The organism is Streptomyces sp. NPDC058257 (assembly GCF_042881845.1).
GTDB lineage: Bacteria > Actinomycetota > Actinomycetes > Streptomycetales > Streptomycetaceae > Streptomyces.
The window spans coordinates 282325-301989 of the sequence record NZ_JBHVXJ010000011.1 but is presented as its reverse complement, the minus strand read 5'-3'; the positions used below and the strand labels follow the sequence as shown (position 1 = coordinate 301989).

18 protein-coding genes are annotated in these 19665 nt (G+C 70.5%); 13 read left to right on the top strand and 5 right to left on the bottom strand.

Features of this window, described 5'->3' with window-relative positions; genetic code table 11:
- Positions 1 to 188 precede the first annotated feature (188 nt).
- The 4 genes from ACFVXC_RS26215 to ACFVXC_RS26200 all read left to right on the top strand — a co-directional run bounded on the left by ACFVXC_RS26215 (position 189) and on the right by ACFVXC_RS26200 (position 3801).
- Positions 189 to 1091: an ABC transporter ATP-binding protein gene (locus ACFVXC_RS26215; protein ID WP_389909338.1), complete on the top strand. Its 903-nt coding sequence runs from the start codon at positions 189 to 191 to the stop codon at positions 1089 to 1091.
- Entirely contained in the window at positions 1088 to 1876 is a 789-nt protein-coding gene (locus ACFVXC_RS26210; protein ID WP_389909335.1) for an ABC transporter permease, read from the top strand. Before ACFVXC_RS26215 ends, ACFVXC_RS26210 begins: the two co-directional genes overlap by 4 nt.
- A gap of 67 nt (positions 1877 to 1943) precedes the next feature.
- Positions 1944 to 3179 carry a sensor histidine kinase gene (locus ACFVXC_RS26205; protein ID WP_389909426.1) on the top strand — a complete coding sequence of 412 codons (1236 nt, stop codon included), beginning with the start codon at positions 1944 to 1946 and terminating at the stop codon, positions 3177 to 3179.
- The gene (locus ACFVXC_RS26200; RefSeq protein WP_389909333.1) at positions 3172 to 3801 is read left to right on the top strand and encodes a response regulator; all 630 of its coding nucleotides are present in this window, start codon (positions 3172 to 3174) and stop codon (positions 3799 to 3801) included. The genes ACFVXC_RS26205 and ACFVXC_RS26200 overlap by 8 nt, the downstream gene beginning before the upstream one ends.
- 75 nt (positions 3802 to 3876) lie before the next feature.
- Here ACFVXC_RS26200 and ACFVXC_RS26195 read toward each other — a convergent pair whose 3' ends face one another.
- The 3 genes from ACFVXC_RS26195 to glgX all read right to left on the bottom strand — a co-directional run bounded on the left by ACFVXC_RS26195 (position 3877) and on the right by glgX (position 8749).
- The gene (locus tag ACFVXC_RS26195) at positions 3877 to 5247 is read right to left on the bottom strand and encodes a carbohydrate-binding protein (RefSeq protein ID WP_389909330.1); all 1371 of its coding nucleotides are present in this window, start codon (positions 5245 to 5247) and stop codon (positions 3877 to 3879) included.
- Positions 5248 to 5335: 88 nt separating this feature from the next.
- Positions 5336 to 6301 carry a LysR family transcriptional regulator gene (locus ACFVXC_RS26190; RefSeq protein WP_389909328.1) on the bottom strand — a complete coding sequence of 322 codons (966 nt, stop codon included), beginning with the start codon at positions 6299 to 6301 and terminating at the stop codon, positions 5336 to 5338.
- Between the two features lie 75 nt (positions 6302 to 6376).
- Positions 6377 to 8749, bottom strand: a complete 2373-nt coding sequence (gene glgX, locus ACFVXC_RS26185) for a glycogen debranching protein GlgX (RefSeq protein ID WP_389909325.1) — start codon at positions 8747 to 8749, stop codon at positions 6377 to 6379.
- 221 nt (positions 8750 to 8970) lie between these two features.
- Between glgX and ACFVXC_RS26180 the strand changes: the two genes are divergently transcribed.
- The 7 genes from ACFVXC_RS26180 (at position 8971) to ACFVXC_RS26150 (ending at position 16235) form a co-directional block, all read left to right on the top strand.
- Positions 8971 to 10170, top strand: coding sequence for an Ig-like domain-containing protein (locus tag ACFVXC_RS26180; RefSeq protein WP_389909322.1), 1200 nt, complete (start codon positions 8971 to 8973; stop codon positions 10168 to 10170).
- A 180-nt stretch (positions 10171 to 10350) separates the two neighbouring features.
- Positions 10351 to 11592, top strand: coding sequence for an Ig-like domain-containing protein (locus ACFVXC_RS26175; protein ID WP_389909319.1), 1242 nt, complete (start codon positions 10351 to 10353; stop codon positions 11590 to 11592).
- 64 nt (positions 11593 to 11656) lie between these two features.
- Positions 11657 to 12427, top strand: coding sequence for an enoyl-CoA hydratase/isomerase family protein (locus ACFVXC_RS26170; RefSeq protein WP_389909316.1), 771 nt, complete (start codon positions 11657 to 11659; stop codon positions 12425 to 12427).
- A 169-nt stretch (positions 12428 to 12596) separates the two neighbouring features.
- Entirely contained in the window at positions 12597 to 13205 is a 609-nt protein-coding gene (locus tag ACFVXC_RS26165; RefSeq protein WP_389909313.1) for an ATP-binding protein, read from the top strand.
- A gap of 401 nt (positions 13206 to 13606) precedes the next feature.
- Positions 13607 to 14392: a polysaccharide deacetylase family protein gene (locus ACFVXC_RS26160; RefSeq protein WP_389909310.1), complete on the top strand. Its 786-nt coding sequence runs from the start codon at positions 13607 to 13609 to the stop codon at positions 14390 to 14392.
- A complete protein-coding gene (locus ACFVXC_RS26155) occupies positions 14392 to 15597 on the top strand; it encodes a YncE family protein (protein WP_389909308.1) in 1206 nt (401 codons plus the stop codon). The genes ACFVXC_RS26160 and ACFVXC_RS26155 overlap by 1 nt, the downstream gene beginning before the upstream one ends.
- Positions 15598 to 15683: 86 nt before the next feature.
- Positions 15684 to 16235 carry a glycoside hydrolase family 25 protein gene (locus tag ACFVXC_RS26150; RefSeq protein ID WP_389909305.1) on the top strand — a complete coding sequence of 184 codons (552 nt, stop codon included), beginning with the start codon at positions 15684 to 15686 and terminating at the stop codon, positions 16233 to 16235.
- Between the two features lie 56 nt (positions 16236 to 16291).
- Here the strand turns inward: ACFVXC_RS26150 and ACFVXC_RS26145 are convergent, their stop codons facing one another.
- Positions 16292 to 16951, bottom strand: coding sequence for an NADPH-dependent F420 reductase (locus ACFVXC_RS26145; protein WP_389909302.1), 660 nt, complete (start codon positions 16949 to 16951; stop codon positions 16292 to 16294).
- A 239-nt stretch (positions 16952 to 17190) separates the two neighbouring features.
- Here ACFVXC_RS26145 and ACFVXC_RS26140 point away from each other — a divergent pair, with 239 nt between their 5' ends.
- Positions 17191 to 17859: an RNA polymerase sigma factor gene (locus ACFVXC_RS26140; RefSeq protein ID WP_389909423.1), complete on the top strand. Its 669-nt coding sequence runs from the start codon at positions 17191 to 17193 to the stop codon at positions 17857 to 17859.
- The gene (locus ACFVXC_RS26135; RefSeq protein WP_389909299.1) at positions 17856 to 18992 is read left to right on the top strand and encodes a CU044_5270 family protein; all 1137 of its coding nucleotides are present in this window, start codon (positions 17856 to 17858) and stop codon (positions 18990 to 18992) included. Before ACFVXC_RS26140 ends, ACFVXC_RS26135 begins: the two co-directional genes overlap by 4 nt.
- A 227-nt stretch (positions 18993 to 19219) precedes the next feature.
- Here ACFVXC_RS26135 and ACFVXC_RS26130 read toward each other — a convergent pair whose 3' ends face one another.
- Positions 19220 to 19507, bottom strand: a complete 288-nt coding sequence (locus ACFVXC_RS26130) for a hypothetical protein (RefSeq protein ID WP_389909296.1) — start codon at positions 19505 to 19507, stop codon at positions 19220 to 19222.
- Positions 19508 to 19665: the final 158 nt, after the last annotated feature.

Genomic DNA, 19665 nt, shown 5'->3' with positions numbered 1-19665 from the left:
GTGGCTCCACGAACAGGCGCCGCGTGGCTCCATGACCGGGCACCGTGTGGCTCCGCGAACAGGCGCCGCGTGGCTCCGCGAACAGGCCGCACCGGCGAAGTCGTACCCCTCCATCAACCGATCGGCTGATGCCGCTTCGAGCGCGATGGGCGATGCCCGGACCCCCGCCCACCGGCGAGGCTCGACACATGCCCATCATCGAAGTGCACGACCTGCGCAAGGCCTACGGCGGGCGGACCGTCGTCGACGGTGTGTCCTTCGCAGTCGAGGAGGGTGAGATCTTCGGCGTCCTTGGGCCCAACGGCGCGGGCAAGACCACCACCGTGGAGTGCGTCGGAGGCCTGCGTGTCCCCGACGCCGGAACCGTCCGCATCGCCGGGCTCGACCCCGTCGCCGACCACGACCAGGTCACCCGGCTCCTCGGCGCCCAGCTCCAGGAGAGCGAGCTGCAGGCCAAGCTCACGGTGCGCGAGGCACTGGAGCTGTACGCCGCCTTCTACCCGAACCCCGCCGACTGGCGCCCCCTCGCCGAACGCCTGCGCCTGACCGACAAACTGGACAGCCGCTTCGGCAAGCTCTCCGGAGGCCAGAAGCAGCGCCTGTTCATCGCGCTCGCGCTGATCGGCAACCCGAAGGTCGTCGTGCTCGACGAGCTCACCACCGGGCTCGACCCGCGCGCCCGCCGCGACACCTGGCAGCTCATCGAGGACGTACGCGACAGCGGTGTCACCGTCCTGCTCGTCACGCACTTCATGGAGGAGGCCCAGCGTCTCTGCGACCGCATCGCGGTCATCGACAAGGGGCGGATCGCCGCGCTCGACAGCCCGGCGGGCCTGATCAGCCGGGCCGCGGGATCCACCGTCATGTCCTTCACGCCGTCAGCGCCCCTCGACGAGCGGGAGCTCGCCGCCCTGCCGCGGCTGGTCTCCGTCGACCAGCGCGAGGGCCGCTACACCCTGGGCGGCACCGACGAGACGGTCGACGCCGCCATCACACTGCTCGCCCGGCACCACATCACCGCCCGCCAACTCCGGGTCTCCGACGTCACGTTGGACGACGCGTTCCTCGACCTGACGGGAGCCACGGCATGACCGCCACCACCGCCACCGCCGCCGCACCTCACGCCGCCGCGAAGAACAAGGCATCGGCCGCCGTCCTCAGGGCCGAGTTCCGGATCTTCCGCCGCGAGCCGGGCGCCCTCTTCTGGATCATGGTGTTCCCCACGATCCTCCTGGTGATCCTCGGCTCCATCCCCTCCTTCCGGGAGACCGACGCCGCACTGGGCGGCATCCGCCTCGTCGACGCCTACGTCCCCGTGACGGTGCTGCTCTCCCTGATCATGGCGGGCGTACAGGCCATGCCGCCGCTGATCACCGGCTACCGCGAACGCGGCATCCTGCGCCGCATGTCGGCCACCCCGGTCCGCCCCTCCGCGGTGCTCGGCGCGCAGATGGGCATCCACGGAGCCGCCGCCCTCGTCTCGTCCCTGCTCTCCCTGACCGTGGGCCGCCTGGCCTTCGACGTCGCCCTGCCGCGCCAGGCCTTCGGCTACGCCCTCGCGCTGCTCCTCGCCATCCTGTGCGGGCTCGCGCTCGGAGCCGTGGTCTCAGCCATCTCGCGTACGACGAAGGCCGCGACCGCGATCGGCTCCGCCGTCTTCTTCCCGATGATGTTCAGCGCGGGCGTCTGGCTGCCGGTGCAGGCGATGCCGGACGCGCTCGCCCACGTCGTGGAGGTCACCCCGCTCGGCGCCGCCGCCCAGGCCCTGGGCGAAGCGGCGGGCGGCGACTGGCCCGGTCTGACCCACCTCGGCGTGCTCGCACTGTGGGCCGTGGCCCTGTCGGCGGCGGCCACGCGCTGGTTCCGGTGGGAGTGAGCCGCGCGTGACCTGTCCGGTGGACGACACTGGGGACGTGAGCACGAGTACGGCGGACGCCACGAAGATGATCGAGCGGCGCTGGGGCACCTTCCACCGCTGGGGGCCCTACGTCCTGCTCGGGGTCGGCATCCTCATGTCGGCCGCCACGAGTGGCGTCGTCGGCATGGGACCCGGCTCGTGGTACGTGGCAGCGGCCCTGGTCGGCGCGGCGCTCGCCCTCCAGGCGTGGTGGAGCGTGCTGGCCCGCTCCCGGCCGGGGCCCTCGTCCGCGGGCATCCTCTACTACGCCCTGCGCTGGGCGATCGCCTTCGTCCTCACCTGGATCAACCCGTTCTTCGCGTTCTTCGCCGTCGTCGGCTACTTCGGTGCCGAGCGGCTGCTGCCCCCACGCCTGGTCAAGCCCGGCCTCTTCGCCACCGCGATCATCATGGCGGGCTCCCAGTCGGGCGGACTTCCGCCGGACGAGAAACTCGGCTGGACCGTCTTCGGCGGGCTGCTCGCGGTGAACGTCGCGCTGCTCGCCGTCTTCGCCCACCTGGCGGCGCAGGAGGACCAGCGTGCCCTCGACGCGGCCGCCACCATCGTCGAACTGGAACGCACCAACTCCGCGCTCCAGCAGGCCATGGACGAGAACGCCGCCCTGCACGCCCAACTCCTCCTCCAGGCACGGGAAGCGGGCGTCGCCGACGAGCGGCGCCGGCTCGCGGCCGAGATCCACGACACCATCGCGCAGGGCCTGACCGGCATCATCGCCCAGCTCCAGGTCGTCGCGAACGCCGGTGACGAGGAGCTGGCCCGCGAGCACCTGGGTCGCGCCGCCGACCTGGCCCGGCACAGCCTGGGCGAGGCCCGCCGCTCCGTCCACAACCTCTCCCCGACGGCCCTGGAGCACGACGCGCTGCCCGAGGCGCTGAAGAAGACGGTCATGGAGTGGGCCGAACGCACCGGCGTCCGCGCCGGCTTCACGGTCACCGGACCCGCCGAGCCCCTGCACGAGGAGATAGAGGCGACCCTCCTGCGCATCGTCCAGGAGGCCCTGTCCAACGCCACCCGGCACGCGGACGCCACCCGCCTCGGCGTCACCCTCTCCTACATGGAGGGCGAGGTCGCCCTCGACGTACGCGACGACGGCCGCGGCTTCGACCCGCTGGCCCTCGTCCAGCGCAGCGGCTCAGGCGGCTTCGGCCTCGACGGCATGCGGGCCCGCGCCGAACGCATCGCGGGCTCGTTCACCGTCGAATCGGAACCGGGGAACGGCACCGCGCTCTCGGCTCGCGTACCTTTGGTCCGCCATGGCTGACCTGATCACTCTCCTCATCGTCGATGACCATCCCGTCGTACGGGACGGTCTGCGCGGCATGTTCCTGTCGGACCCCTGCTTCGAGGTGCTCGGCGAGGCGGCCGACGGCGTCGAGGCCGTCGCCCTGGTGGAGCGCCTGGACCCGGACGTCGTCCTGATGGACCTGCGTATGCCGGGCGGGGGCGGCGTCGACGCGATCGCCGAACTCAGGAGGCGCGGCGCCCGCGCCCAGGTCCTCGTCCTCACCACGTACGACACGGACTCCGACACGCTGCCCGCGATCGAGGCGGGCGCGACCGGCTACCTCCTCAAGGACGCGCCTCGCGACGACCTGTTCACCGCGGTCCGCGCGGCGGCCCAGGGCCGCACGGTCCTCTCGCCCGCCGTCGCGTCCCGGCTCGTCTCACGCGTACGCGCCCCCGGCAACGAACCGCTGAGCACCCGCGAACGGGAGGTGCTCGCGCTCGTCGCCAAGGGCACGTCGAACCGTGCGATCGCCGCGGAACTCTTCATCAGCGAGGCCACGGTCAAGACGCACCTCACCCACATCTACGGCAAGTTGAGCGTCAACGACCGGGCGGCGGCGGTGGCTACGGCGTACAGCCGGGGGATCCTGGGCTGAGGCCGATGCTCCCCGCGAGGGGCGCGGGGAGCCACACGCCCAGCCACATGCGGAGCGCGGCCGATGGACGGCAGATCAGGCGGCCGCCCACAACGCAGGGGTGTTGGGCGGCTCCCAGCCGGGCTGAGCCTGATGTCCCTGCAAGCAGCGGTAGGCCGACCCGCCATAGGTGACGGAGTCACCCGCCGCGTACACCTTTCCCGCGGCCCACGTACCCCCCGGCTCGGGCTCACCCGGACCGGGGTCGCCGCCCCCGGTGGTCTTGAGCGTCAAGCCGAACTGCTGGAGCAGCGGATTGATCGGCTGATGGAACGTCGTCCCGCCGCTTGAGCAGTTGCCGGAGCCGCCGGACGTGACGCCCTGTGCCTGGCTCCCGGAGATGAAGGAGCCACCGGAGTCACCCGGCTCCGCGCAGACCGTCGTCCGCGTCACGCCGCTGATGGTGCCCTCGGGGTAGGTGACACTGGTGTCGTGCTGCTGGATCGTGCCGCAGTGCCACCCCGTAGTGGAGCCGGAACGGCAGATCGACGCACCCACCGGGGACTGCGTGGAGCCCCCGACGCCGACCCGTTGCCCGCCCTGGCCCTTCACGTACGGGGTGGCTGTCCATTGGGAGTTGGCGGCGACCCAGGCCATGTCCCTGCCGGGGAAGATGGATGCCTGGAACGTGCCCTGGGCCACCTGGTTGTAGCCGCTGGTCGCGGTGCCGGCGCGACCGCAGTGACCCGCCGTGGCGAAGCCCTGCTGCGCGCCCTTGGTGATCGGGAAGCCGATGGAACACCGGCCGCCCATGTAGTACGCCTCACCGCCCACGAGGTCGTACAGCGGGCGCGGCCGTTCCTTTGTCCTCTCGACCTGCACGAGGGAGGGTTCGACGCCCGCGGCGGATACGAGGGACTCGGCCGCGGCGGGCCGTACGGCGCGCACCACGACCGCGTTGGACCGTACGTCGACGTACCAGACGGGAGCGTCGCGCGTAGCCGTCTTCTTCGCGGCACGGTCCAACTTGGCCTTGGCCGCGTCCAGTGGAGCGATGGAGTGCCGTACGACCTCGGCGCGCGCGCCCCGCGCCTCGATCGCGGGGACGTCCGAGGCGTCGGTGGTCGCCACGGTCAGCCGCGCCGATGTGGCGCCCCGCACCCAGGCGCCCGCGAAGTCCCGCCCGATGGCGTTCCGCAGGGCTCCCGCGACGGCGCCGGCCTCGGCCTCGTTGACCAGACGGGCCTCGGCCTGCGCCGACGTGAGGCCGAGGTCCCGCTCCATGGCCTTCAGGACCTCGGGCGATGTCCTGTCGACGGCGGCGGTCTCGGCGGGGGAGGGTAGCGGGGAGACGGACGGATCGGCCTGGGCGTTCGCGGTGCCGGGCAGGCCCGCGAGGACCAGGGCGCCGGCGGCGGCGAACGCGGCGCACGCCGCCGCGGCGCGTCTGTGGTGGGTGGGGAGCATGGGGCATCTCCTCGGTTGCGAGGTGGGCTTCGAGGGGTGAGCGGGGATGGCCCACACCGTAGAAGCCTCAACTGCTCGTCGAAAGCTGTCAGTTGACCCCCGTGCCCGGTGTTATGGAAGGCGCGGCCAACCACGCCGTATAGCTCTCGCTGCGCGCCGCCGCCTCCGCATGCGCCGCGCGGGCCTGCGCGAAGACGGTGGGCGCCGTGTCGTGGGCCGGTGCCGCCGGATGCCAGCCGAGCAGGTGCCGCCAGTACAGCGGCGCTCCGGAGAGCGGGCGGGTCACCAGGCCCGGCGTCGGCGGGAACGTCGCCCGGCACAGGCCCACCGCCCGCCCCACCTGGACCAGATGGACACAGGACGCGACGTCCGTCTCGTACACGGAGGAAGGCGTGAACCCCGCGCGGGCGCACGCCGCGGTGAAGCAGTCCGCGAAGCAGCCGTCGCCGGGTACGTCCGTCCACGCCTCGTCCGCGAGCCGGGCCAGGTCGATCTCCGGACAGGCGGCCAGCGGATGGCCGGTCGGCAGCATGACGAAGACGGGGTCACGGGCGACCTCCCGCCACACGAGCAGCTCGCTGCGCGGCGGCGGGCTCGCCCCGCACGTCCCCACCAGCGCGAAGTCGAGGCGCCCGTCGGCCGTGCGGGACGCGATCTCCCGCTCCGACCAGGAGGTGTGCGTCGTCACCCGGGCCCCCGGGTGCGCGGCGGCGAGGCGGTCCACCAGGGCGCCCAGCAGCGGCCCGTGCGTCGCCCCGAGCCGGAACCCGGCGCCACCCTCCCGGTCCCGGCCGAACCGCAGCGCCTCCTCCCGCAGCCCGCTGACCGCGGGCAGTACGACCCGGGCGCGGGCGAGCACGAACTCCCCGAGCGCGGTGGCCCGCACCCCGTGCCGCCCCCGCTCGAAGAGCTCCCCGCCCAGGGTGCGCTCGATCCGCTTCAGCTGTGTGCTCAGGGCGGGCTGCGCGAGCCCGAGCGCGGTGGCGGCCTTGGTCAGGCTGCCCGCGTCGGCGATCGCCCGGATCGTCTTGAGGTGCCGCAACTCCAGGTCCATGGGCCGAGCTTGACCCGTGGCCCGGAGCGCGGCAATGGTCAGGTCCGGACCAATGTCGACGGCGGTCGGGCGGCGTCAGGCTGCCCCGTCCACCTCCCCGTTCGCCTCCCCGTTCGCCTCGCAGTCCACCTCCCCGTCCCGCACCCGCAGCAGCAGCACCGACCGCGCCGCCATCGTGACCGCCGTGTCCGCGCGCAGCACGGCGCCCGGCGCGTCCCCCTGCTCCTCCAGAGAGGTGTCCACCACCACTTCGTACGCCCGCGCCCACGGCGCTCCCGGCAGCATGAAGCTCCCCGCGCGGTCGGCCGCGTGGAGGATCGCGAGGAAGCTGTCGTCGACGATCGGCGCGCCCCGGGCGTCCCGTCCCGGGATGTCGCGCCCCGACAGATACATGGCGAGCGTCGCGGCAGGCGCGTACCAGTCGCCCTCCGTCATCTCCGTCCCGCGCGCCGTGAACCACGCCAGGTCCCGGAGCCCGTCCGCCGAGTGCGCGCGGCCGGAGAAGAACGCCCGCCGCCGCAGCACCGGATGCCGGTGCCGAAGGGCGATCAGGCGGGACGTCAGATCACACAGCGCCGCCCACCCCGGCTCCTCAAGCAGCCCCCAGTCCACCCAGCTGATCTCGTTGTCCTGGCAGTACGCGTTGTTGCTGCCTCCTTGCGTACGGCCCATCTCGTCCCCGGCGACGAGCATCGGCACCCCCGTCGAGAGCAGCAGCGTCGTCAGCAGATTGCGCAATTGCCGCCGCCGCAGCCGCGCCACCCGGGCGTCCGCCGTCTCGCCCTCGGCGCCGCAGTTCCAGGAGCGGTTGTCGTTGGTGCCGTCCCTGTTCCCCTCGCCGTTGGCCTCGTTGTGCTTGTGCTCGTACGACACCAGGTCCCGCAGCGTGAAGCCGTCGTGCGCCGTCACGAAGTTCACCGACGCGTACGGACGCCGCCCGCCCCACGCGTACAGGTCGCTCGACCCGGAGAGGCGGTAGCCCAGATCCCGCACGTCCGGCAGCGCGCCCCGCCAGAAGTCACGTACCGCGTCGCGGTAGTGGTCGTTCCACTCCGTCCACAGAGGAGGGAAGGCCCCCACCTGATAGCCGCCCGACCCCACGTCCCACGGCTCGGCGATCAGTTTCACGCGACGCAGCACCGGGTCCTGCGCGATCACCGCGAGGAAGGGCGACAGCATGTCGACGTCGTGGAACGAGCGGGCGAGCGCCGCCGCCAGATCGAAGCGGAAGCCGTCCACTCCCATCTCGGTCACCCAGTAGCGCAGGGAGTCCGTGATCAGGCGAAGGACGTGCGGCTGCACCACCTGAAGCGTGTTCCCACAGCCCGTGTAGTCCGTGTAACGGCGGGCGTCGTTCGGCTGGAGCCGGTAGTAGCCGCGATTGTCTATGCCCTTGAGCGACAACATCGGGCCGAGCTCGCCCGCCTCCGCCGTGTGGTTGTAGACCACGTCCAGGATCACTTCGATCCCGGCCTCGTGCAGCGCCCGCACCATCCGCTTGAACTCGCCGACCTGTTCACCCCTCGTCCCCGACGCCGCGTACGCCGCGTGCGGTGCGAAGTAGCCGATCGAGTTGTAGCCCCAGTAGTTCGTCAGGCCTCTTCGCAGGAGGTGGTCCTCATGGGCGAACTGGTGCACCGGGAGCAGCTCGACCGCCGTCACACCGAGCCGCAGGAGATGCTCGATCGCCGCCGGATGCGCCAGGCCCGCGTACGTACCCCGCAGCTCCCGCGGAATCCCCGGGTGGAGTTTCGTGAAGCCGCGTACGTGGACCTCGTAGATGACCGAGTCCGCCCACGGCGTCTTCGGGCGCCGGTCGTCCGTCCACTCGTCGTCCGGGGCGTCGTCGTGCACGACCACGCCCTTGGGGACGTACGCGGACGAGTCGCGGTCGTCCCGCACCGTGTCGGCCACATGTTGCTGGGGCCAGTCCCGCACGTGTCCGTACACCTCGGGCGGCAGGCCGTACGTGGCGAAGTCGCCGTCCACCGCACGCGCGTACGGATCCAGGAGGAGCTTCGAGGGGTTCCAGCGGGCGCCCGTCCACGGGTCCCAGCGGCCGTGCACGCGGTAGCCGTAGCGCTGTCCGGGCAGGACGCCCGGCACGAAGCCGTGCCAGATCTCGTGCGTCAGCTCGGTGAGCGGCGCGCGCGTCGACACGCCCTCGTCGTCGAAGAGACAGAGCTCGACGGCCTGGGCACCCCCCGCCCACAGCGCGAAGTTCGTGCCCGCGACCCCGTCGGGCCCCACCCTGAACCGCGCGCCGAGCGGCGTCGGCGCCCCTGGCCACACGGGTATGCCGGGCGCGCCCGAAGTGTCCCGGACCGTGGCGCGCTCCTTCGCCGACGTGTCCTTCACGGCGGCTGTCCTGCCGTTCACCGCGGTCGCGCCCGTCCCGCGCCGCCCACCCTCGTCCTGGAGTGCTTCCTGTTCGGCTGCGCTGGACACCCATTCGCCTCCTGCGGCTCGACCCCTGCCGCGTCCCGGCGGCAGGGGCGTACCAGACCGGACGGCGCGCGAGGACCCGCGGGCCCGTGCCGTCCTTCTCACTGTTCTGCCCAGCGTGTGCGTCGCACTCACGTTTCCCCAGGAGGGGGACGGTCGTTGGGACGGGCGTGAGACAGGTAGCGAGGCGCGCACGGCGCGCAGGGGCCGCGCTGGCCGCCGTAATGACATGGGCAGGACTGCTCGCGGGAGCCGCGGGGTGCAGCGGTGACGGCGGTGGCATCGACCAGCTGATGGGCAAGCCGCGGTCGCCCGCCGACGCGATCCGGGTGACACCCGACGACGGCAGCAAGGGAGTCAAGGGCGACGAACAGCTCAAGGTCGAGGTCCCCGACGGACGCCTCGAATCGGTGAAGGCCGTCCGCGTCCAGGACGCGCGGGAGGCTCCCGTGCCCGGCCGCATCGCCGAGGACGGCATGACCTGGAAGCCGCTGGACGAGGGCGCCCTGGCGCTCGGCGCCAAGTACACGGTGGACGCGGTCGCCCTCGACGGCCACGGCCGCCGCTCGGCCCGGCACACGACGTTCACGACGTACGTCCCCGACGAGCGGTTCACCGCCTATGTGACACCGGAGAACCGCTCCACGGTCGGCACCGGCATGATCGTCTCCCTGGAGTTCAACCGGGAGGTCGAGAACCGCGAGGCCGTCCAGCGCGCCATCAGCGTCACCGCGGACCCGGAGGTCGACGTACGACCACATTGGTTCGGCAACGGCCGCCTGGACTTCCGCCCCCAGAAGTACTGGAAGCCCGGCACGAAGGTCACCGTCGGCCTGCACCTGCGCGACGTCGAGGCCGCCCCCGGCGCCTATGGCCTGCAGGACAAGAGCTTCTCCTTCACGGTCGGCCGCAGCCAGACCTCCCTGGTCGACGCCGCCGAACACACCATGGAGGTCCGCCGCGACGGCGAGGTCGTCTCCACGGTCCCGATCACCGCGGGCGCCCCCAAGTCCACCACGTACAACGGGAAAATGGTGGTCACGGAGATGCTGGAGGTGACCCGGATGAACAGCCGCACCGTCGGCTTCGGCGGGGAGTACAACATCCCCGACGTCCCGCACGCGATGCGCCTGACGACGTCCGGCACCTTCCTGCACGGCAACTACTGGTCGCCCAACGCCCCTGGCAACACAAATGTCAGCCACGGCTGTGTGGGCCTGCGCGATGTGAAGGGCGGCAGCTCACAGACCCCGGCGGGGTGGTTCTTCGACCGCAGTCTGATTGGCGATGTGGTGGAAGTTGTCAATAGTGATGACAAGAAAGTCGCTCCTGACAACGGGCTCGGTGGCTGGAACATGGAGTGGAAGGACTGGACGGCACCGCCCGGCTCCAAGCCGGAAGCCAAGCCCACGGACCAGGACTGAGGCAGGGCCCGCAGCACAGCCGAGGCAGGCTCCGCGCCCCGTACGCAGTTGGGACTGAACAGTGACATTGGCGGGGAGTCATCGGTCAGGACCGTGTGGTTATCTAGCGCTGGCGCGTGTCTGTGCGCGCAGATGCACTGGGGTGCGGGCCTGACCAGGCCGTGCGAGGGGAGACACATCTTGAACGGGCGACCGATATCGGGGACGTCGGTTGGTGCGCGGGGGCGCGCGCGGCGACGGGGCACCAAAGGCCTCTTTGCGGTGGCATCGGGTGCGGCGCTGCTGTTGGTCACGGCATGCGGCGGGGGAGGCGGTTCGGACTCCGGCGGCGACGGCAAGGGCGAGGCCGACAAGAACGCGCCGTCGGCGGCGGTGGTGACCATAGCTCCGAAGGACGGCGCCGACGCGGTGGCCACCAACGGGGCACTGAAGATAGCGGCCGACAAGGGCAAGCTGACGGACGTCGAGGTCGAGGACAGCAAGGGCAATCCGGTCCCGGGCAAGATCACCTCGGGCGGCGCCTCGTGGACGCCCGCGCACCACCTCGCCGCCTCCACGAAGTACAAGGTCCACGCGACGGCCAAGGACTCCGAGGGACGTGAGTCCGCCAAGGACACGTCGTTCACGACACTGACGCCGAAGAACACCTTCGTGGGGCAGTTCACGCCGGAGGACGGCTCGAAGGTCGGCGTCGGAATGCCGTTCTCGGTCCACTTCACACGGGGCATCACCGACCCGAAGGCCGTGGAGAAGGCCATCGAGGTCAAGACCGAGCCGTCCGTGCCGGTCGAGGGACACTGGTTCGACAACGACCGCATCGACTTCCGTCCCGAGAAGTACTGGAAGGCGGGCACGAAGGTCACCGTCAAGCTCAACCTCGACGGTGTCGAGGGCCGGCCCGGGGTCTACGGCAAGCAGGCCAAGACGCTGAAGTTCACCATCGGCCGCAGCCAGGTCTCCACCGTCGACGCCAAGTCGCACCAGATGAAGGTCGTCCGGGACGGCAAGCAGATCAAGAAGATCCCGATCACCGCGGGCGCACCCGGCACGACGACGTACAACGGCCAGATGGTCATCAGCGAGAAGCTCAAGGTCACGCGCATGAACGGCGAGACCGTCGGCTTCGGCGGCGAGTACGACATCAAGGACGTCCCGAACGCGATGCGCCTGTCCACATCGGGCACGTTCATCCACGGCAACTACTGGTCGGGCGGCGCCTTCGGCAACACGAACGCCAGCCACGGCTGCATAGGCCTGAGCGACGTGCGCGGCGGCTACAGCAAGAAGACGTCCGCCGGATGGTTCTTCGAGAACTCCCTCATCGGGGACCTCGTGGTCGTGAAGAACTCCGCGGACAAGACGATCCAGCCCGAGAACGGCTTCAACGGCTGGAACATGTCCTGGGAGAAGTGGAAGGCCTGACCTTCCTCCGGGCATGGCCCGACCCGCCCGCACGGTCATGCGGGGCACGGCTAACGTGCCCCGCATGACATCTGTGCATCTCGAAGTCGCCGAAGGCGTGGGCACGATCCGCCTCGACCGCCCCCCGATGAACGCGCTCGACATCGCCCTTCAGGACCGGCTCAAGGAGCTGGCCGAAGAGGCGACACGGCGCGACGACGTACGCGCCGTGATCATCTACGGCGGCGAGAAGGTGTTCGCGGCGGGCGCGGACATCAAGGAGATGCAGGCCATGGACCACGCGGCGATGGTCGTGCGGTCCCGGGCCCTGCAGGACTCCTTCTCCGCCGTCGCCCGCATCCCCAAGCCCGTCGTCGCCGCCGTCACCGGCTACGCGCTCGGCGGCGGCTGCGAGCTGGCGCTCTGCGCCGACTTCCGCATCGCCGCCGACGACGCCAAGCTCGGCCAGCCCGAGATCCTGCTCGGCCTGATCCCCGGCGCGGGCGGCACCCAGCGCCTGTCCCGTCTGATCGGCCCGTCCAAGGCCAAGGACCTCATCTTCACCGGGCGCATGGTCAAGGCCGACGAGGCGCTGACCATCGGCCTGGTGGACCGTGTCGTGCCCGCCGCCGAGGTGTACGAGCAGGCGCACCAGTGGGCCGCACGCCTGGCGCAGGGGCCCGCGCTCGCGCTGCGCGCCGCCAAGGAGTCCGTGGACGCGGGCCTGGAGACGGACATCGACACCGGGCTCGCGATCGAGCGCACCTGGTTCGCGGGTCTGTTCGCCACCGAGGACCGGGAGCGTGGCATGCGCAGCTTCGTCGAGGAGGGCCCGGGCAAGGCGAAATTCCTCTGAAGTTCCGCCGCGAAGCGATCAGTTGAGGGCACGTCAGCCAAAGTTTCCCCCGAAGGAGCGGTTTATGCGTAGCTTAAGAGAACCTTAAGTCCGCCCCGCCCGAGGCCCTAAGTGATCATCCGTGAGCGGGTAGTCATCGCAGGTCAGAAGGGGTGTCGCAGGACCCTATTTGCCATCGGCATATGCCTACCTGGCCCCCCGGAATGGATGGTTCCGGGGGGCCTATTCCGTCGGAACGGCCCCAGAACGCCTTCTGTGCGGCCATGATGGAGGCATGGCGGGGCTGGAGGATATCGAACAGCCGCGGCGACACGGGAGTGCGACCGCGGCACGCTGGTCGCCGGCGGTCGAGGACGAACACGCGCTGAAGGCAGTGGAGTTGTTCGGCAATCCGACGGACGCGGAGGTTCCGCTGCCGTCGCGCCCGGAGTCCGCCGCCATCGCGCGCCGGCTCGCGCAGGTCGTGGTGCTCCGGCACTGGGGGCTCTCGCCGAAGCTGACCGAGGACGCGGTGCTCCTCACCTCCGAGCTCGTCGGCAACGCCGTGCGGCACACCGGCGCCCGCGTCTTCGGGCTGCGGATGATGCGGCGGCGCGGCTGGATCAGGGTCGAGGTGCGCGACCCCTCGCGCGGGCTGCCCTGCCTGATGCCCGTCAGTGAACTCGACCTCAGTGGCCGCGGCCTCTTCCTGGTCGACAAGCTCTCCGACCGGTGGGGCGTGGATCTGCTGCCGCGCGGCAAGACGACGTGGTTCGAGATGCGGGTCGCTGACCGCTGAGGCTTGGATCGCCGGGATGTGCGTCGCTGAGACGCGAAAGCCCCCGGTTGCCGGATGCGGCACTGCGGGGGCTTGGCGGAGCGCCACGGACAAAGGGGTGTGGTCCGCGGCGCTGGTGACGACCGAGCCCGGGTCAATGGGGGTCGTGGCTCCGACTATGGCAGACGGGCCCCGCCGATCCAAAAGTACTTAACCGGTCATACGGTAGCGAATCATGACACTTTAGAGGTGAATCCTTGGTGAGCTGGGACACCTACCTGGTAAACACTGGCTAAGTTCTGGCTGTGACAGATGTTCCGTAAGGGGCGGCGGGGGATCGGATGGGCCGCAGCGCCCCGACCCGCAGGCTCCATCCGCACGCAATCAGCGGCTTTTGACCGCTTTTACCATTAAATGGTCGGGTGATCGAGACTGACCGCCGCGGAGCCCTGCGTGCGGGCGCCGGACTGGCCGTAGCGGGCGCCCTCACCGCAGGCTGCTCCGCCTCCGGATCCGACGCCCCCGCAGCGCACCAGGCCGCACCCGCCGCCCGCCACCCCGCCCGAAGAACGCCCCGCGCCGCCCCGCCGCCCCGCCGCTTCCCCGGCCTCCCCGACCAGATCGCGCACAGCCCTCGCGACCGCCCCCAGGTCGCCCTCACCTTCCACGGCCAGGGCGACCCGGCCATCGCGCGCTCTCTGCTCTCCATCGCCGAGAAGGCGGGCGCCAGAATCACCGTCCTCGCCGTCGGCAGCTGGCTCGACGAGCACCCCGAGCTCGCCCGCCGCGTCCTCGACGGCGGCCACGACCTCGGCAACCACACCCACCACCACGTCACGATCAACGAACTGCCCGAGGCCGACGCCTACGCGGAGATCACCGGCTGCGCCGACCGACTGCGCCGCCTCACCGGCTCCATCGGCACCTGGTTCCGCCCCTCGCGGGCCGAGACCGCGACGCCCCTCGTGGCCCGCCTCGCCCACCGCGCGGGCTACCCGCACGTGCTCTCGTACGACGTCGACTCCCTCGACTTCACCTCGCCGGGCGCCCCGGCCGTCACCCGCAAGATCGCCTCAGAGGTGCGCGCGGGCTCCGTCGTGAGCCTGCACTTCGGGTACGCGGACACGGTCGCCGCGCTCCCCGCCGTCCTGGAAGACCTCGACCGCCGCGGCCTGCGCGCGGTGACGACCACGGAGTTGCTGACCTGATGACCCTGCACCTGAAGCTCACCCGGCGCACCGGAGCGGTCGTCGCCGCCGGGGCCGTCGTCGCCGCCGCGCTCGCCGGCTGCGGCAGCGGCAGCGGCGGTGACACGCGCGAGAACGAAGCCCTCGGCACCAAGGGCATCCAGAAATCCTCCGAACCCGAGCCCAAGGCCGCGCCCGGCCTCCCGGGCATGCCGCCCCTCCTCGACAAGAAGGACGTCTACGCGGCCGACCGCCCCAACAGGCTCTCCCCGGTCGTGGAGGACTTCCCCTCCCGGATCTACGTCCCCAACACCACCTCCAACACGGTCTCGGTCATCGACCCCAAGACGTACCAAGTGATCGACACGATCGACGTCGGTGTCCAGCCCCAGCACGTCGTCCCCTCCTGGGACATGAAGACGCTCTGGGTCAACAACAACCGCGGCCACACGCTCACCCCCATCGACCCCAAGACCGGCAAGGCGGGCAAGCCCGTCGACGTCCACGACCCGTACAACCTCTACTTCACACCCAACGGCAAGTACGCCGTCGTGATGGCCTCGATGGACCGCGAGCTCGTCTTCCGCGACCCGCACACCATGAAGGAGGTCAAGACCGAACCGGTCAGCTGCTACGGCGTCAACCACGCCGACTTCTCGGCGGACGGACGCTACTTCATCGTCTCCTGCGAGTTCTCCGGCGAACTCCTCAAGGTGGACACCGAGAAGATGAAGGTCGTCGGCCAGCAGAAGCTGCCCTTCAAGGGCGCCATGCCGCAGGACGTGAAGATCTCGCCCGACGGCAAGACCTTCTACGTCGCCGACATGATGGCCGACGGCATGTGGGTCCTGAGCGGCGACAAGTTCGACAAGCCGAAGCTCCTGCACACCGGCAAGGGCACCCACGGCCTCTACGTCAGCAGGGACTCGCGCGAGATGTACGTGTCCAACCGCGGCGAAGGCACCATCTCCGTCTTCGACTTCCCCAAGAACAGACTCACCAAGAAGTGGAAACTCCCCCAGGGCGGCAGCCCCGACATGGGCGGCGTCTCGGCGGACGGCAACACCCTCTGGCTTTCCGGGCGTTACGACTCCGAGGTGTACGCCATCGACACCCGCACCGGAGTCCAGATCGCCCGCATCCCCGTCGGCGGCGGTCCGCACGGCCTCGCGGTGTATCCGCAGCCCGGCCGCTACTCGCTGGGACATACGGGGATCTTCCGCTGAGCTGTTCAACGGTTGACCACAGCGGCCACCGGGCACGAGAAGGGTAGATCGACCTGCCCTCCCCTCTGCCGCTCAGGAGGCCGCCCGTGCTCAAAGGCATCGACGTCAGCTCGCACCAGTCCAACTTCGAGACGGACGGCCGCTCCTTCGTCATCATAAAGTCGACGGAGGGCCGTTCGTACGTCAATGCGAAGCTGGCCGCGCAGGTGAAGCGCGCCAGGGACGGCGGCTGCGTGGTCGGCTTCTACCACTTCCTGTGGCCCGGGAACATCAAGGCGCAGGCGGAGTACTTCGTCAGCAAGACCCCTGAGAAATCAGGGGACTTGCTCGCGGCGGACTGGGAGTGGACGGGTGAACACACGCGCGCCAGCAATGCGGACAAGGACCACTTCATCCGCGAGGTGAAGAGGCTGCGCCCCAACCACCGGGTCATGCTGTACACGAATAGGGACTTTTGGCTCAACCACGACACCACGTCATACGCGGGCGACGCCCTCTGGATCGCCGACTACGTGACGGCGGGCAAGCCGCGCATCAAGGCGAAGTGGCGCTTCCATCAGTACACGTCGACGCCACTGGACAAGAATGTGGCGGACTTCGAGAGCGAGGACGCGCTGCGGGAGTGGGCCACGCCGTAGCCGTGCCGTAGCCGTGCCGCGGTCATGGCCGCCCCGCGCGCGCCCCTCGGTCTCGGTCAGGCGCGCCAGTCCGGCGTCCGCTCCTGGGACGCCGAGTCCAGCGCCTTGCGGACCGCTTCCGCGTCCGCCGCGAGGCCGTACACCGGAGTGCCCGGCTGCTGGCGCCACGACTCGTCCTGGCCGCCCGTGTCGACGGTGTCGAAGCCGATCTCGTCGAGGAGGTCGCGTACGACCTTCTTGGCCTCCTCGTCGTCGCCGGACACCGGAAGGGCGACGCGGCCGGGCGTGCCCTTGGGCTGGGGCTTGTCGAGGATGTCGTGGGCGTATGTGCCGTTGAAGGCCTTGATCACCGGGTGGCCGATCTGGCGCTCGGTCCAGCGGCTCTCGGTCAGGCCCTCCTCGATCTCGGTGATCTTCCCGTCGCGCTGCTGCGGGTAGTAGTTGCCGGTGTCGATGACGGCGAGGCCGTCCGCCGCGCCGTCGAGGAAGCCGGACGGCAGGTTCGGTACGGCCTTGAGGGGGATCGTCACGACGACGACCTGGGCGCCGCGCGCGGCCTCCTCGACCGTCACGGGCGTGGCGCCGGTCTCCTTGGCGAGGTCGGTGAGGGTCTGCGGGCCGCGGGAGTTCGCGACGGAGACGTCGTGGCCGACAGCCGTGAGGCGCCGGGTGAGGTTGCCGCCGATGTTGCCCGCGCCGATGATGCCGATCTTCATGACTCGCCCTTCCGGGGGTGGATTCGGTGGTGCCGTAGCGGAGCCAACCTCCGGAACCGGTGAGGTATTCCGGCTGAGCCGATCGCCACCCCCAGAGTTTCACCACGATCTCGCCGAGGCGAGTATGGGACTCCGTCGGCCTGTGCGCGTCCTTGGTGGGGGTGTGACGAGGGGCACAGGAACTCGGTGGAGGGTGCGGAGAGATACCTGGTGTGAGGCGTACTGAACTGGAAGACGGCATCCATGCACGGATCCGGGCAGGTGAGCGGGAGGCGTTCGGCGAGTTGTACGAGGCGTACGCGCGAACGGTCTACAACCACGCCCTGCGGCTGACCGGCGACTGGTCGACCGCCGAGGAGGTCATGTCCGAGACCTTCCTCGCGGCCTGGCGCACCCGGGACCGCCTTGAGCCGGACCGCGGTTCGCTCAAGCCGTGGCTGCTCGGCATCGCGACGCACAAGGCGCAGAACGCCAACCGGGGTCTGCGCAGGCGGCTCGCCTTCCTCTCCCGTCAGCCGCCCCCGCCCGAAGTGGCCGACTTCGCCGAGGAGTCGGCCGGGCGGATGGACGACGTGCGACGGCTCGCGGCGGTGCACGGCGCGCTGCGTCGGCTGCGCCGTCCGGAGCGGGAGGTGCTCGTCCTGTGCGTGTGGTCCGGGCTCGACTACGCGCAGGCCGCCGAGGCGCTCGGTGTTCCCGTCGGCACGGTGCGGTCGCGGCTCTCGCGGGCGCGTGCGCGGCTGCGGCGGCTCAGCGAGGACGGGTTGGATGCGACGGAAGCGCAGAACACGAAGAACACGAAGAACGTGAAGAAGATGAAGAACGTGACGGAACCTCGCCGTGGTCGCGGAGAGGTAGAGAGTGAGGCCGCGTTCGCGGCCCTGCCCCTGCGGGAGGAATTCCGATGAACGCCGCCACCCCGCCCCCGGGAGAGGCCGAGGCCGCTGAACTGGCCCGCCTGCTGCCGGAGTCGGACGAAGACGAATGGCAGCTTCCGCCGGGGCGTCACCTTCACCACAAGGACGTCCTGATGCAGCAGATCGACCACGACACGGACCAGAGCCGGACACAGCAGGCCCCCGCCCCCGCCCCCGCCCTCGCGTCCGCCCGCCGCAAGCTGCTGCGTCCCGCGGTGCTGATGCCGGCCGCCGCCGCTTTCGCGGCGGCAGGGATCCTGCTCGCCACGCTTCCGTCCGACCACGCCGACGGTGTCCGTGACATGGGGGCCGGCGACGGCGCCACCTCCGGTGCGGCCGTCACTCTCGACCGGATCGCCACCGCTTCCCTGAAGGCCGACACCCGGCGGGTGAAGGCGAGCCAGTTCGTCTACATCCGCAGCCTGGTCCAGGGCAACGAGGGCGAGCTCAACGCCAAGGTGAAGCTCGGTGCTCCGCACAAGCAGGAGTCCTGGATGTCGCAGGACCCCGCTCCCGTCACGAACATCGGCATGATCCGGGAGAGCGGAAAGGGGGCGTCGATGCCCGGTCAGGACGTCCCCATCGAGACGTCCGTCGTGGACGGTTCCGATGACTCCGGAGCCATCCCGGAGGGGCCGGAGCGGCCCACGTACAACTGGCTCGCCTCGCTGCCCACCGACCCCGACGCCCTGCTGAAGAAGCTGTATGCCCAGACGCAGGTGATCGAAGGGGAGGAGACGAAGGCGCAGGCCGTCTTCGACAAGATCGGTGACCTGCTCGAATCGACGATCATGCCGCCGGAGAATGCCGCAGCGTTCTACAAGGTCGTCGCGAAGCTCCCCGGCGTGACCGAGGTGCCCGACGCGGTGGACGCGGCGGGCCGCCACGGAATCGGCATCACCCTCGACGAGTCGTCGTGGGCGACGCGCGAGGTGTGGATCTTCGACAAGAAGTCCTTCGAATATCTCGGCTCGCGCGGCTATATGACGAAGAACCACAAGCCGGGTGGCACGCCGGGCAAGGGGGGCAACCCCGAGGAGCTCTACGGCAGCAGCGCGATCCTGGAGCGCGCTGTCGTAGCTCAGAAGGGCATGGAACCCGAAGCCGCCGACGAGCGCGGCTGAGCACGGTCCGGCCGCCCGGCCCGCACCGCCCGCAGCAGCGGGAATCCATCGAGGCGACGGCGTTGGTCAAGGCCGGGCACCTCTACGGACCGCGGTACGAGTTCACGTCCGCGCCCACGTGATGCCGCGGTGTTGGTGAACAGATCGCAGGGCCTGCCGTCGCCTGGTCAGCGGGCCGACAGCGCCAGCGGTTCGGCGCCACTGCCCTTCCCTGAGTCGGACCAAGCTCAGCCGAGACCCCGATGCGCGGCCCACAGCGCCCCGGCGCGGCTGGCGGCGTCGGCGATCAGCGCCGCCAGTTCGGGCCTGTCGGGGACGGGGAACGAGACGTATGCGCCCCGGCCGCCTGCGACTGGTCGGCCGTAGGCCTTTGTGGCGAGGTGCCCGTCCGGGAGGAGACGGACGTTGAGTGTGCTCAGCATGAACTCCTCACCACGCCGAGTGTCCGTCCAGCGGAGCTCCTGCGGGATCGTGACATTGATCGCCAGAGCACTCACTTCCAGGTCGCTGCTCATGGACAGATGGTCTCATCCACTCCGCTCGCCCTTGCGGGTGCGCGAGGCCGTCCTGACCGGGCTCGCCAACAGCGTGGAGCTGCTGCCCCGGTGGAGTCCCACACTCCGAGCAGGAGGAGCAGGCCGATCGCCTGATCGCCATGCCCGGGCTCGCGCGC